Below are 12,828 nucleotides of genomic sequence, written 5' to 3' on the forward strand. Positions count from 1 at the left end.
AAATCAATTAATATTTGTCGGGCCCCTAAATAGCAAAGATGCTGCCCAAACATATTTTGATCAGATAAATCCTCTTGTTAAAGAGATTATGAAAATACCCGCTACAAAATACAGTACGTTCCTAATCAGCGGTAAAAACCTTGAAAAAATCACTGATTTAGGAATACTTGAGCGTTATGTAACCTTTTACAAAAAGAATTTTAATCAATAAGAAACATGAATACCCCCTTAACGCAACGTGAATTAAGTCAATATACCATCCTATTTTGGAAATGGATCATTGGAATAATTGCGTTTGGAGCAATCCTAATATTCAGTATCGGTTTAGGGCTTTTTGGTAAGCTTCCCGATTTAAAAACGCTAGAGAATCCGAAAAGCAATCAAGCATCAGAAGTTATTGCTGACGACAATGTGGTTTTAGGCACTTATTATGTGCAAAACAGATCAAATGTTCGATATGATGAAATTTCTCCTAATGTTATTAATGCGCTCATTGCTACCGAAGATATTCGTTTTTATGGCCATTCGGGAATTGATTTCAAGCGAACTTTCTCCGTTATTTTCTACAATCTTGTGGGGAAAAGACAAGGAGCAAGTACAATTACACAGCAGCTTGCCTTAAATCTATTTTCGAAGGAAGGACGTTCGAAAAATTTTGCAAAGCGCTTAATTCAAAAATCTCAAGAGCTAATTGTAGCAGTGAAACTAGAGCGTCAATATACTAAGGAAGAGATTATTACCATGTATTTGAACACAGTAGATTTTGGGTCTTACAATACATTTGGGATAAAATCTGCTGCAAGAACCTATTTTAGTACCACTCCCGACAAACTAAAACCTGAACAGGCAGCTATTTTGATTGGAATGCTTAAGGGACCCTCTCTTTATAATCCTAATCGTAATCCTGAACGTGCCTTTTTAAGAAGGAACACGGTTATTGAGAATATGGCTAAGGCAAATTACATTAGCGAAGAAGAAGAAGAACGACTCAAAAAAATTCCATTAAAACTTCTATTTAATCCTTCAGATCATAATGAAGGTTCTGCACCCTACTTTAGGGCAGTGCTGAAGAAAGATATTCAACAAACCTTAGAAGAAAACTCAATTTACAAGGCAGATGGCACACCCTACGACCTTGATAAAGATGGTTTAAAGATTTATACAACAATTAACTCGCGCATGCAAAAGTATGCTGAAGACGCGCAAAGAGAATACTTGAAAACCTTACAAGTACAATTTAATAATTCTTGGAAAGGCCGCGATCCTTTTAATTTTCAGGAAGCTAAAAGTCTTATTGATCAGGGCATGCGTCGTTCAGATCGATATCAGCAGCTAAAAGCAGAAGGCCTTACGGAAGAGGACATTATTAAAAACTTTAAAACACCTACTGAAATGACTATTTTCAGTTGGAGAGGTGAGATTGATACCTTAATGCGACCACTTGACTCAATCAAATATTATAAATTGATGTTACGTAATGCTATGATGTCAATGGAGCCACAAACAGGTTATATTCGTGCATGGGTTGGTGGTACAAACTATACTCACTTCAAGTATGATCAAGTAAAAATGGGAACCCGCCAAGTAGGATCAACTGCCAAACCATTTACTTATGCAGTTGCTATTGGAAACGGAGGATACTCTCCTTGTTATTCAGTTGCTAACGAGCCTGTTGGGATTGATGCTGGCGATGGCACCATTTGGACACCAAAAGCTTATAAACCTATACCCGGATCGATTAGCTTAAAAAAGGCATTAGCAAATTCACAAAATTATGTTACTGCCTACATGATGAAACAAGTTGGCGCAACTGCGGTAGCAACGTTAACAAAAAACATGGGAATTACTAGTGATGTGCCAGCAGTCCCATCTATTTGTTTAGGCTCTTTCGATGCCTCTGTCCATGACATGGTAGGAGCTTATTCTGTATTTGTAAACCACGGTGTATGGACCGAACCAATTTATCTTTTACGCATTGAAGACAAAAATGGAAATGTTATCTACGAACGTAAGCCAAGGGTAAAAGTTGTATTGGATGAACAAACAGCCTATGTAATGACGGATATGCTCAAGGCTGTAGTAAAAGAAGGCACAGGCGCAAGATTAGGATGGAAGTACAATCTAACTAATCCAATTGGAGGTAAAACTGGTACTACACAAAACAATTCGGACGGTTGGTTTATGGGAATAACACCTGAATTAGTTACAGGAGTATGGACTGGCGCCGAAGATAGAGCAATTCACTTTACCTCTACTAATTTTGGTGAGGGTGCAAATACCGCCCTACCAATATTTGCATTGTACATGCAAAAGGTTTATGCCGACCCTTCATTAAAATACACTAAGGGCGATTTCCCACTTCCTAAAGGAGGCATCACAACAATTATTGATTGCAGCACTTATTCACAAAAGCAAAATGGTGAAAGTGAACAGGATAAGAGACTTGGATTTTAACATTTAAAGCAAGTCTTATTAGTTATCCCAAAAAATGAAAGAATTTGATTACCGATCCGACCTTAAAAATATACCCCAAAAACCTGGAGTATATCAGTTTTGGTCGGATGCGGAAGAATTAATCTATATTGGGAAGGCTAAAAATCTCAAAAACAGGGTTTCTTCTTATTTTAATAAAGATAATTTCCGACTAAATGCCAAAACTAGGATATTAGTCGGCAAGGTTAAAAAAATAACCTTTACCATCGTTGATACGGAAATTGATGCTTGGCTATTAGAAAATAGCCTAATTAAAAAGTACAAGCCTAAATACAATATCCTATTAAAAGACGATAAGACCTACCCGTGGATTATCATTAAAAATGAAAAATTTCCGCGTATTTTCTGGACAAGAAAGATTATAAAAGACGGCTCAACATATTTTGGTCCTTATGCCTCCGTTAGCATGATGCATACCATTCTTGGCATGATCAAAGAGATTTATCCTTTAAGAACATGCAGTCTGCCACTCAGCCACGAAAACATAAATGCAGGCAAATTTAGAGTATGCCTTGAATATCAAATAGGGAATTGCAAAGGACCATGCCAGGCATATCAAGAAGAAGATGACTATAATCAAAGTATTGCAGAAATAAAGGATATTCTAAGTGGGAAAACTGGAACAGTTATAAAAAGACTAAAAAAACAGCTAGATGAATCTGTAGCAGAGCTGAATTTTGAACTTGCACACCGCTTAAAATTAAAATATGATTCACTAGATCAGTATCAGAGTAAATCAACTATCGTAAACTCATCTATCACGGATGTGGATGTTTTCAGCATTGCTACCGACGAAAAACATGCCTTTGTTAATTTCTTGAAAGTGATGAATGGCACCGTTATTCAAACACAAACTCTGGAGATGAAAAAGAGGTTAGATGAAACTGATGAGGAATTGTTAAGCTTGGCAATTACCGAATTTAGAGATCGATTTAACAGCGAATCAAAAGAAATTATAGTGCCATTTGAAATTGACCTGCCCGACAAGGGTATTAAATTTACAATTCCCAAATTAGGGGAGAAGAAAAAATTGCTGGAATTATCTGAAAAAAATGTACTATTCTTCAAGCGTGAAAAATTAAATCAATACGAAAAACTCAATCCTGAATTTAGAACGGAGCGCTTGCTTAATTTAATGATGAAGGATTTACGTTTAAACCAATTACCAAGACATATAGAATGCTTTGATAATTCAAACTTTCAAGGTGATTTTCCAGTATCTGCAATAGTTGTATTTCGTGATGCAAAGCCATCAAAGAAGGATTATAGGCATTTTAACGTAAAAACAGTAGTCGGGCCCGATGATTTTGCAACGATGGAGGAGGCTGTTTTCAGAAGATACAGCAGGTTATTAGAAGAAGGAGAATCTTTACCTCAATTAATCGTTATTGACGGTGGAAAGGGGCAATTATCTTCAGCTATAAAGAGTCTTAAGCGCTTAGGAATTGAGAAAGAAGTTACCATAATTGGAATTGCTAAGCGCTTGGAAGAAATTTATTACCCAGGCGATCAATATCCTTTATATCTTGATAAAAAATCAGAAAGCTTAAAAATCATACAACAATTAAGAGATGAAGCTCACCGATTTGGTATTACATTCCACAGAAAGAAACGAAATAAAGCCACTCTAGCAACCGAACTTGAAAGTGTACCTGGAATTGGCCGAACAACAGCCGAGAAGCTCCTGAGGCATTTTAAATCGGTTAAAAAGATAAAAGAAGCAACAGAAGCTCAATTGCTAGAAGTATTGAATAAAAATCTGACTCAAGCAATTCTCGAGTATTTTAAACAATAAAGCCGATAGAAAATAATTCTATCGGCTTTATTACATTTTTTTCTTTCTTTTTAGTAGGACCAAAGATCGTGTTCAAAGTCCATTAAAGCTTTCTTCACGCGCTCAGATTCATATAGTTTATCAATGCCAATAGCATAATCCTTAAATCGTAAATCATCAGGATTAGATTCTTTAACTATATAACTTGAAAAAATACGCTTCATAAAAATATCGTCATAGCTTAATCCTGACATATCATTGGTACGATTAACAGCAGCTTTGGTGACCAAGAGATGACGCGCCTCAGGAAAATAAACCCAAAAAGCAGGTTGCTCATCAGAAACTTGACCAGCTTTGCTAATTTTTACAATTGGTGCAATTCCAATAATTCTAGGCTCAAAAACAGAACGTTGCTTATCAAAAATCCAATCCTCTTTAATTCTGAATTTCACAATACTATCAGGATTGAACACACCGGCTTTCATATTTCCACCAATTTGATTTCCATCTTGATCAAAAGTTGGTACAAACACGCTATCAGCAAATTTTGCCATCGCATCTTTTGCACTTAGTACTGTGGAGAATTCGTCGCCATTTACATCTTCTTTTCTATAACTTGGATCATAAGCAGTAAGCTCACCAGCCTCAATGGCATCGGTAAGAATAGTAATCAATCTTGATTTAGGAGATGCAAAAATTGTGTTTACTTTATCGCGAACATCAATTTCTCTCCATACACGCTTACTAAACATCACATCCGATTCCCTTAAATTAGCATAGGGTGTAACTCTTGCATTCTCAATATTAGCTCTTTTATAGTATCCATCTATCGGTCTTTCTGTTGCCTTAGGTTTGGTGCTATTATTTAAGTTAGGTGCTTGAGCATTTACAACTAGCGCACTAGATATCAAAATGAAAGCTAAAAATATATTTTTCATACCAATTAATTTGCTTTAAAGACCATTGGATCAAGTTGTCTTGAAGATCCATCCGGACCAACAGCAACAATATCATCAAAAATTACACGAGTACCAGGAGTTACAGTAGCTATAGCGGCGCGCATTTGCGGACTAAAGCTATTCCCTGAGGCTTGAAGTACAAGTAAATCAGCACGTGGTCTGGCAATTGCCAAACTAAATCTGGTGACTTTAAACTTTGCATCAAAGTCAAACTGATCAAGGATAGCAAAAATTGCATCTTGGCCTTTAATAACCACCGAACTAAGCGGACCACCCGTTTTACCAGCAAATTTCGCTTTAGGGTCAGGAATACGTTTTACACGGAAATCACTCGATCCTATGGTTTGAACTTTTCCATTAATATTTGCTGATACATTTACCTTAACCACAGCTCCTGGACTAGTAACGTTTACTTCGTACTTACCGTTTGATCCAGCAATAGTACCACCACTAATATTTACAGACAAACTTTCTTTAGGTATTCCAGGCGCTGAAACAGATACAGGATTTGGAACACCCACATAAAATACATTCATTTTATCTGGTGAAACCACTACTGAAGGACGAGCAACTTGATATTTTTGTTCTGCCGTAGTATAAGTTTTGATTGAGCCATCCGTTTGTTTAACACGTACCGTACCAGTCCAGGTGAAAACACCCTCCTTAGAAGTATTAACACTGTACATCCCTTTGCCATCTTTAACTTGAAGTGAAGATCCGCCAACATTAACTTCAGGACTTGATTTTGAATCGGATGCAGTAAGGAATACCTCAGCAGTATAAGGTTGACCTAAAATCAAATAAGAAGTAGGCGCAACGGCAACAGCTGAAAATTGATCCAAATTAACCACAGCTACATCCATTTTACCAAGAATACGTTTCACCATTTCAGCCTCAGCATTTTTAACATCTGCCTGAATCTTAGCTAATGCAGTGATAGCAGCTGTAAGTGGGATACCATTTCCGAAGTTTGCTTGTTCCCAAGTTTTACTAATTGCTACACCAGTTGAAATAGGGTCTTTTGCTTCAAGAGAAAAATTAACATTTTTACGCTCTTTCTCATCGAGTAGATTTAATAACTTACTTCTAGTATCGTTTATTCTTTTCTTAAGCTCAGCGGCACGATTCTCATTAATCATTAAACGAGAAGAAATATCTAAATTGTCTCTTTTGGAAACATCTCCAGTTTCTTGATTAATACCTCCACCTTCTTGCTCAAAAAGTTTTTTCAATTCAGCTACATAAGCTTCAAGCTCTTTGGTATATGAACTCGCCAATTTAGCTTTATCATAAATAGGTCTAGCACGAACAGGCTCATCCTTGAGTTTAGTGGCTTCAAATGAAGCATAAGTTGCATCAACACCACTTTGAACATTCTCTGTTGAGGCATTCAAGCTATTCGTTAAATTTTTAAAGGCATCTAAAATTGAATCACTAACATTAAGTGCTACTAAACCAAGTAAAACCAGGTAAAGTATTCCAATCATTTTCTGCCTTGGGGTTTCCTTACCTCCAGCCATGTAATTTTATTTAAAAAATTAAAGTTTTGTAATATCTATAAAAAAACAATTAAGATCTAGCGGCTTGATTCATTGCCGACAACATATTTCCATAAACAGCATTTAAGGAAGATAAGTTCTTAGCTAATTTACCAACTTCATCTTTAAACTGTTTTGAATCTTCCATCGACTCATTAAAGTTTTGCATGGTTGAAGAAAGATTCTGATAAAAGTTGTTCATTGTTTTTAAATGATTGCTTGATTCTTGCAATTCTAACTCATAAACCGCATTTAATGCAGAAATATTTTTAGCTAGAGCATTTACTTGATCATGGTAGGCTTTTGTATCCAAGTTTGATTCACCTAAATCTTTTAAGCTTGATGTTGCACGATCAAATGCTTGCCCAAGATTATCAAAGTTTGAAGTTGCGGCTTTTATTTTTGTAGCCAATTCAGTTGTAGCACTCGCAGTATCTGCAATACCTGAAATTGCTGATACCTTATCACCGAAATTACGTAACCCTGCACCAAGGCTTTCAATAAGTTCAGGACCAATCTTTGCTTCACTTAACATATTGTCTAAAGCTGCAGTGGAAGAATTCGAACCTCCAGCTCTTGGACGAGCTACTTCACCTTTAAATTCTTCATCCAGTTCAGGATAAACTTTAGTCCAATCTGGTTCCACATGATCTGGTTGAAAACCCATGTAAAAGAACAAAAGAGCCTCAGTTATCAAACCTATGGCAATCATGTATTCACCACCCTTCCAGTGAAGGATTTTAAACATCAAACCAACAATTACAACTGTTGCTCCCCATGAAATCAGGGAGTTCATGCCAATTTTGAATTTTTTCTTTTGTGCCATAAGAATATGATAGAAATGAGTATTTTGTTTTATAATTTGTCTTTAATATCGCGTCCAAGATATTTACTTACGTTACGGAATCCAATATATGATTTCGCTGTATCTTGGTATTCAAAGCTTCTTGCTGAATTTTGAAGGAAATAACCAATATCTTTCCAAGATCCACCACGAACAGCTTTTCGTTTTAAAACTTCAGGATCTCCAGCTTTAGCCTCATAAGTGAAGTTTGGATTCATGTCATGCGTAAAAGTAGATGAAGATTCATCAAAAGCAGAGGAAGTCCATTCTGCTACGTTCCCAGCCATATTATAAAGTCCATAATCATTTGGATAATATGCCTTAACATGAACTGTAAACGGACCACCATCATCAATATAATTACCACGACCAGGTTTAAAGTTTGCCATCAAGCAGCCTTTCGCATTTCTGATATAAGGACCACCCCAAGGATAACTTGTTCCAATACGCCCGCCTCTAGCAGCATATTCAAATTCAGCCTCTGTTGGAAGTTCGTAATCTGCTCTTTTAGGAAGTCGGCGGCTTTCTTTATATGTCTCATTAAGTCTGGTTCTCCAAACAGAAAAAGCACGTGCCTGGCGCCAATTTACGCCAACTACAGGATAATTTTTAAATGCAGGATGTGAAAAATAACCTTGTACCATTGGCTCATTTTGCGTGTAGGCGAAATCTGCAAGCCAAACAAGTGAATCAGGATAAATACCTACTGTATCTCTAAGAATAAAATCGGAACGCTTAGTATTTTTGTTACCTCTATTATTTGCAGCATCCCTATATTGCATGATGGCAAAATTATATTTAATCAATCTCACATCAACTTCATTGCGATCAAAAATCCGATCATCACCCTGATAGTACATGCCTTGCAATTTATTACTATTAGCTGCAGCACTTTTACTCTTTTTGCCTCCCCAAATTGAACTACCATTGCCAACTTTTTTCCAATTAATATACTTTTTAGCAGTACTATTAGGATCTGATTGACCTTTAGGCTTTAGGAAAAATTGTTCATCTTGAAGATAATCGGTTACTGCAATAGAATCGCGAACCCAATTCACAAACTGACGATACTCATTGTTTGTAATCTCAGTTTCATCCATGTAAAAAGCTGGAACGGTAACCTGCTTGTTTTGTGAAATTTGAGCAAAAGTAACATCTTGATCGGTCTGACCCATGATAAAAGTCCCAGCAGGAATATAAACCATGCCATAAGGGACCTCAGTATTCTTAAATTTCTTGGTTGATACTCCAATCAATTCACCATTGCCACCACCTTTACCACAGCTAGTGCCTAAAATGTACAAAGCTGCAAGAGCGATAAAGTATATTTTTCTCATCTTAAATGATTCCTTTTTTGTATAACCACAACAAAATAAATTCGAATATAGTAAAAATCATTTTACAATATTACGTTAACAATAATCTAGACCCCACAAAATAAATAACTCAAATTAAACAATAGCTTAAAAGGAATTATTTTTCTAATAACGGAAAATTATCGTATCTATTATTAATTGTTTAAATATTTCAATTTTACGTAAAAATGCAACAAAAAGTTGCAATTATTTATTTCTTTTTTCTTTTTAGATAAAAATTGTAATTACTTATTTACAAGCTTTATATATTGCTCCAATGCCATGGTCATACTAGGCGCCTCTGGCGTTGGTGCTGGAATATTCAATATTAAATCATGTTCAAGTACTGCCTTATGCGTACTTGCCCCGAAAGCGGCTATACGAGTATAGTTTTGCTTAAAATCAGGAAAATTAATAAATAGTGAATTGATGCTACTCGGACTAAAAAATGCGATAACATCGTAGAATACTTCAGCCAAATCCGACAAATCGCTACAAACAGTATGAAACAATACAGCAGCTTTGAAATCATAGCCATTTTCACTTAGGAATTTCTGCGTTTCTTCGGCTGCAACATCAGAACATGGGTAAAGAAACTTCTCTGCACTGTGCTTTTTTAAAATCTCAGCCAAATCGGCGGCAGTTTGCTTCCCAACGAAAATCTTTCTTTTTCGATACTGGATATACTTCTGAAGATACAAAGCAATCGTCTCTGAAATACAAAAGTATTTTAGGTCGGCAGGAACGTCATAGCGCATCTCTTCACATATCCTAAAAAAATGATCTGCTGCGTTTTTACTAGTGAAAATAACCGCCGTGAAATCAGCCAAATTAATTTTTTCTTTTCTAAACTCTTTCGCGGGAACTCCCTCTACATGAATAAAAGATCTAAAATCAATTTTTAGATTGTACTTTTTCGCCAATTCAAAATATGGAGACTTTTCAGTATCAGGCTTTGGCAATGTAACCAAGATACTTTTTACTTTCCTTGGTTTCTCAGTTGAAGTTTCTTGCATATTTTTAATGGGTCTCAATACCCAAGTGCTTTAAATAAGATTATTAAAGGACAGAATTCGAGGGCACAAAGGTAAATAATTAAATAAACTTTAGGAAACTTGTAATTCGATAAAATATTTTCGGCCACCCGAAGAAACTGAAGGGCGAAAATCAATAAGAGCAAAATAACCCCTATATAGCTGTAAATGACAGAAAAGCGATAGGAAGTGAGACTAAAAGCAATAACAATTGGGAGAAATAAAATCGCTGCATTGAAGTAACTTAAGTACAAAACCGACACATAATCTCGCACTAATCGAGACGAATCGAATAAAAAACCTACGATTTTTAGGACTATTATCTTAAGAGTAAACAATGTAATTACTGTTGCTGATAAGTATAAAAACAAATTAAAACCTTCAACAGAATAAGATATTCCAAAATATTTAGCAGATAAATAAAGATATAGGCCAAGAATTAACCCGAATAAAAGGTATAAAAACACAAAAGGCCAAGAATTAAATAAAGTATCTTCTTTGTTTAATTTACCGAGCACTTGATTACTATAAAAAGCGTGGCTAATGGTATTAACCTCTGTTGGGAAAAAGAATCGAACTAATGAATAAAATAAAACCAGAAATAAAACCACTAAAATAATCCATGATTCTCTAAATTGCCTCAGGCTTCCCTCTTCGTATCTTGTGGTTTTTTCGGGGAATTTTGCAAGCCATGCCTTAAAATCAAGATTTTCAACTTTATAAAGATTTATAAGACTATCTAAGAAAAGATTTGGTCGGTTGGGGTCAGGCGCCTTTATCCAAGCAATGGCAAGCGAATCTTGAACAATTTTAATGGAATCACGATATTCTTGTCTCTTTGCTAGGTTTGCAGAATCTAGAAGCCTATTGTTTTGCACAAGAGAAGGCTCTCCAACAAGTTTTTTATTGTTATCAAGCTGCCCGAAAACAGATGGAATAGCAAAAAAAGAAATCAGAATTAAAACTAAAACCCGCTGAATCATAATGGTTAAAATCTTTAAGACTGAATAAAAATCATTCTGCAAATTTCCGATTTTTTATTTTTGTTTCCTAAATATCTTTATAAAATCGCTTTTGAAAAAATAAGGAATAAATATTATTAGTCGAGCCACAAAAAACATCAAAAATTTTATAGCATAATTAACATTTTAAATATGATCCTAAATCTTGAATACTAGCTCATTTTAAATAGCTTTGCAATCAAATGACCAAAAACAGCTTCATTGTTTAACAGATTTAAATATCAAGCTTGCTTGTTATTTAAATAAAGAAATATTTAAAGATAATTATAAATAAACCCAATGTCTGCCACCGCATCAAAAAACGCTTCACCACTACTCGTTATTCTCGCTTTTGCTATTGTATATGTGGTTTGGGGCTCGACTTATTTCTTCATACAATTGGCTGTTCATGGTTTTCCTCCCTTCATTTTAGGAGCATTACGATTTATTCTGGCTGGCTTAATTATGGCATCTTGGTGCCTTATTAAAGGTGAAAACTTGTTTGCAGTCCAAGGAATTAAGCGCGCTATAATAAGTGGTATTTTATTGCTTTTTTTCGGCAATGGAATAATTATCTGGGTTGAACAAAGTATGCCAAGTGCTATGGTAGCGATTACTGTTTCATCAGCTCCTTTGTGGTTTGTTTTACTTGATAAGCCCAAGTGGACTGAGAATTTTGGGAGTAAATCTATTATTGCGGGTATGCTTATCGGACTTACAGGAGTTATTTTACTTTTTAGCGAGCAGATTTCTAAAATATTCTCTATGCCTGAAAGTACGCCAGTAAAAATGAGTAGTATGATTCTACTGCTTTTAGGTGCCATTGCATGGGCTGGAGGCTCACTTTACACAAAATATAAACCTGCTAAAGGATCTATCATTGTTATCAGCACCTGGCAAATGATGGCTGCTGGCATCACCTTTATTCCCGGAATTTTCATACGTAATGAATTTGATGGTTTCCAATGGCAAAATGTTCCCTCTGAATCATGGATGTCGCTAATTTACCTCGTAATTATGGGGTCAATTGCAGGATTTAGTGCCTATGTATGGTTGCTACAAGTTAGAACGGCCATGCAAGTGAGCACCTATGCCTATGTAAATCCGGTAGTAGCAGTACTTCTAGCTGTATTTTTTGCGAATGAAAAAATTACTGGGATTCAAATCGCCGGATTAATCATTATTCTTGGAAGTGTATTGCTTATTAATATGGCTCGATACCGCCGAGAAAAATTAGCAGGTAATTGAAATTCTTGAAAAGGTTTTTCACAGCTTAATTATTTTCAAAAGCTTAGCCCTACAGCTTTTTATTGTAGATTTGAATCATGGCCGGAATTTATCTCCATATCCCTTTCTGTAAAAAAGCCTGTCACTACTGTGATTTTCACTTTAGTACCTCACCACAGTATAAAGAGCCAATGCTAAAAGCATTAAGGCAAGAATTACTTTTAAGAAAGAGCTATTTAAACAATCAAAGAATTGAAACAATTTATTTTGGAGGAGGTACTCCTTCACTTCTAAATGCCAATGAATTACAAATACTTCTTGGCGAAATCGTAGATCAATTTGATGTGACATCAAACGCCGAAATAACCATTGAAGCTAACCCCGATGATTTAAATCCACAAAGAGTAAAAGAACTACGCCAGACGCTAATAAATCGATTTAGCATTGGAATACAATCTTTTTTTGAAGAAGATTTAAGATGGATGAATCGCGCTCACACTGCCACTGAAGCTCAAAGCTCAATTAAGAGAGTCCAGGATGCAGGTTTCGAAAATATTACCGCAGATTTAATATATGGATATCCACTTTTAACTAATCCTAAAT

Annotated in this window: 11 protein-coding genes; 5 read left to right on the forward strand and 6 right to left on the reverse strand. The window is 35.6% G+C overall.

The genetic code is table 11. The features are described 5' to 3' along the window. From ACIQ0D_RS07700 to uvrC, 3 genes are all read left to right on the forward strand, one after another. A partial coding sequence (locus tag ACIQ0D_RS07700; protein WP_395804346.1) for a hypothetical protein occupies positions 1 to 211 on the forward strand: 211 nt, incomplete at its 5' end. 5 nt (positions 212 to 216) lie between these two features. After that, the gene (locus ACIQ0D_RS07705; protein ID WP_395804348.1) at positions 217 to 2,454 is read left to right on the forward strand and encodes a transglycosylase domain-containing protein; all 2,238 of its coding nucleotides are present in this window, start codon (positions 217 to 219) and stop codon (positions 2,452 to 2,454) included. Positions 2,455 to 2,488: 34 nt separating this feature from the next. Then, positions 2,489 to 4,288: an excinuclease ABC subunit UvrC gene (uvrC, locus tag ACIQ0D_RS07710; RefSeq protein WP_395804350.1), complete on the forward strand. Its 1,800-nt coding sequence runs from the start codon at positions 2,489 to 2,491 to the stop codon at positions 4,286 to 4,288. Between the two features lie 50 nt (positions 4,289 to 4,338). On the opposite strand, the gene gldN is transcribed toward uvrC, so the two are convergent. From gldN to ACIQ0D_RS07740, 6 genes are all read right to left on the reverse strand, one after another. After that, entirely contained in the window at positions 4,339 to 5,205 is an 867-nt protein-coding gene (gene gldN, locus ACIQ0D_RS07715) for a gliding motility protein GldN (protein ID WP_395804352.1), read from the reverse strand. A 5-nt stretch (positions 5,206 to 5,210) separates the two neighbouring features. After that, complete coding sequence (gldM, locus tag ACIQ0D_RS07720) at positions 5,211 to 6,746, reverse strand: gliding motility protein GldM (RefSeq protein ID WP_395804354.1); 1,536 nt, start codon at positions 6,744 to 6,746, stop codon at positions 5,211 to 5,213. 49 nt (positions 6,747 to 6,795) lie between these two features. Further along, entirely contained in the window at positions 6,796 to 7,590 is a 795-nt protein-coding gene (gldL, locus tag ACIQ0D_RS07725; protein WP_395804356.1) for a gliding motility protein GldL, read from the reverse strand. A 29-nt stretch (positions 7,591 to 7,619) separates the two neighbouring features. Next, positions 7,620 to 8,945, reverse strand: a complete 1,326-nt coding sequence (locus ACIQ0D_RS07730; RefSeq protein ID WP_395804358.1) for an SUMF1/EgtB/PvdO family nonheme iron enzyme — start codon at positions 8,943 to 8,945, stop codon at positions 7,620 to 7,622. Between the two features lie 263 nt (positions 8,946 to 9,208). Further along, on the reverse strand, positions 9,209 to 9,979 hold the full coding sequence (locus ACIQ0D_RS07735) for a uroporphyrinogen-III synthase (protein WP_395804360.1): 771 nt from the start codon (positions 9,977 to 9,979) through the stop codon (positions 9,209 to 9,211). A gap of 14 nt (positions 9,980 to 9,993) precedes the next feature. Beyond that, positions 9,994 to 10,980, reverse strand: coding sequence for a DUF4271 domain-containing protein (locus ACIQ0D_RS07740; RefSeq protein WP_395804362.1), 987 nt, complete (start codon positions 10,978 to 10,980; stop codon positions 9,994 to 9,996). A gap of 318 nt (positions 10,981 to 11,298) precedes the next feature. Between ACIQ0D_RS07740 and ACIQ0D_RS07745 the strand changes: the two genes are divergently transcribed. Both ACIQ0D_RS07745 and ACIQ0D_RS07750 read left to right on the forward strand, forming a co-directional pair. Beyond that, positions 11,299 to 12,246, forward strand: a complete 948-nt coding sequence (locus tag ACIQ0D_RS07745) for an EamA family transporter (protein ID WP_395804364.1) — start codon at positions 11,299 to 11,301, stop codon at positions 12,244 to 12,246. Between the two features lie 77 nt (positions 12,247 to 12,323). Continuing rightward, positions 12,324 to 12,828, forward strand: a 505-nt coding sequence (locus tag ACIQ0D_RS07750; protein WP_395804366.1) for a radical SAM protein, incomplete at its 3' end; no start/stop codon positions are given.

Source organism: Daejeonella sp. (assembly GCF_044342615.1).
Classification (GTDB): Bacteria; Bacteroidota; Bacteroidia; order Sphingobacteriales; family Sphingobacteriaceae; genus Daejeonella.

Bases quoted from the DNA above. Each gene is read 5' to 3' on its own strand.
- gldM (WP_395804354.1), bottom strand. From the start codon at position 6,746: ATGGCTGGAGGTAAGGAAACCCCAAGGCAGAAAATGATTGGAATACTT.
- ACIQ0D_RS07740 (WP_395804362.1), bottom strand. From the start codon at position 10,980: ATGATTCAGCGGGTTTTAGTTTTAATTCTGATTTCTTTTTTTGCTATT.
- uvrC (WP_395804350.1), top strand. From the start codon at position 2,489: ATGAAAGAATTTGATTACCGATCCGACCTTAAAAATATACCCCAAAAA.
- ACIQ0D_RS07705 (WP_395804348.1), top strand. From the start codon at position 217: ATGAATACCCCCTTAACGCAACGTGAATTAAGTCAATATACCATCCTA.
- ACIQ0D_RS07730 (WP_395804358.1), bottom strand. From the start codon at position 8,945: ATGAGAAAAATATACTTTATCGCTCTTGCAGCTTTGTACATTTTAGGC.
- ACIQ0D_RS07745 (WP_395804364.1), top strand. From the start codon at position 11,299: ATGTCTGCCACCGCATCAAAAAACGCTTCACCACTACTCGTTATTCTC.
- ACIQ0D_RS07735 (WP_395804360.1), bottom strand. From the start codon at position 9,979: ATGCAAGAAACTTCAACTGAGAAACCAAGGAAAGTAAAAAGTATCTTG.
- gldL (WP_395804356.1), bottom strand. From the start codon at position 7,590: ATGGCACAAAAGAAAAAATTCAAAATTGGCATGAACTCCCTGATTTCA.
- gldN (WP_395804352.1), bottom strand. From the start codon at position 5,205: ATGAAAAATATATTTTTAGCTTTCATTTTGATATCTAGTGCGCTAGTT.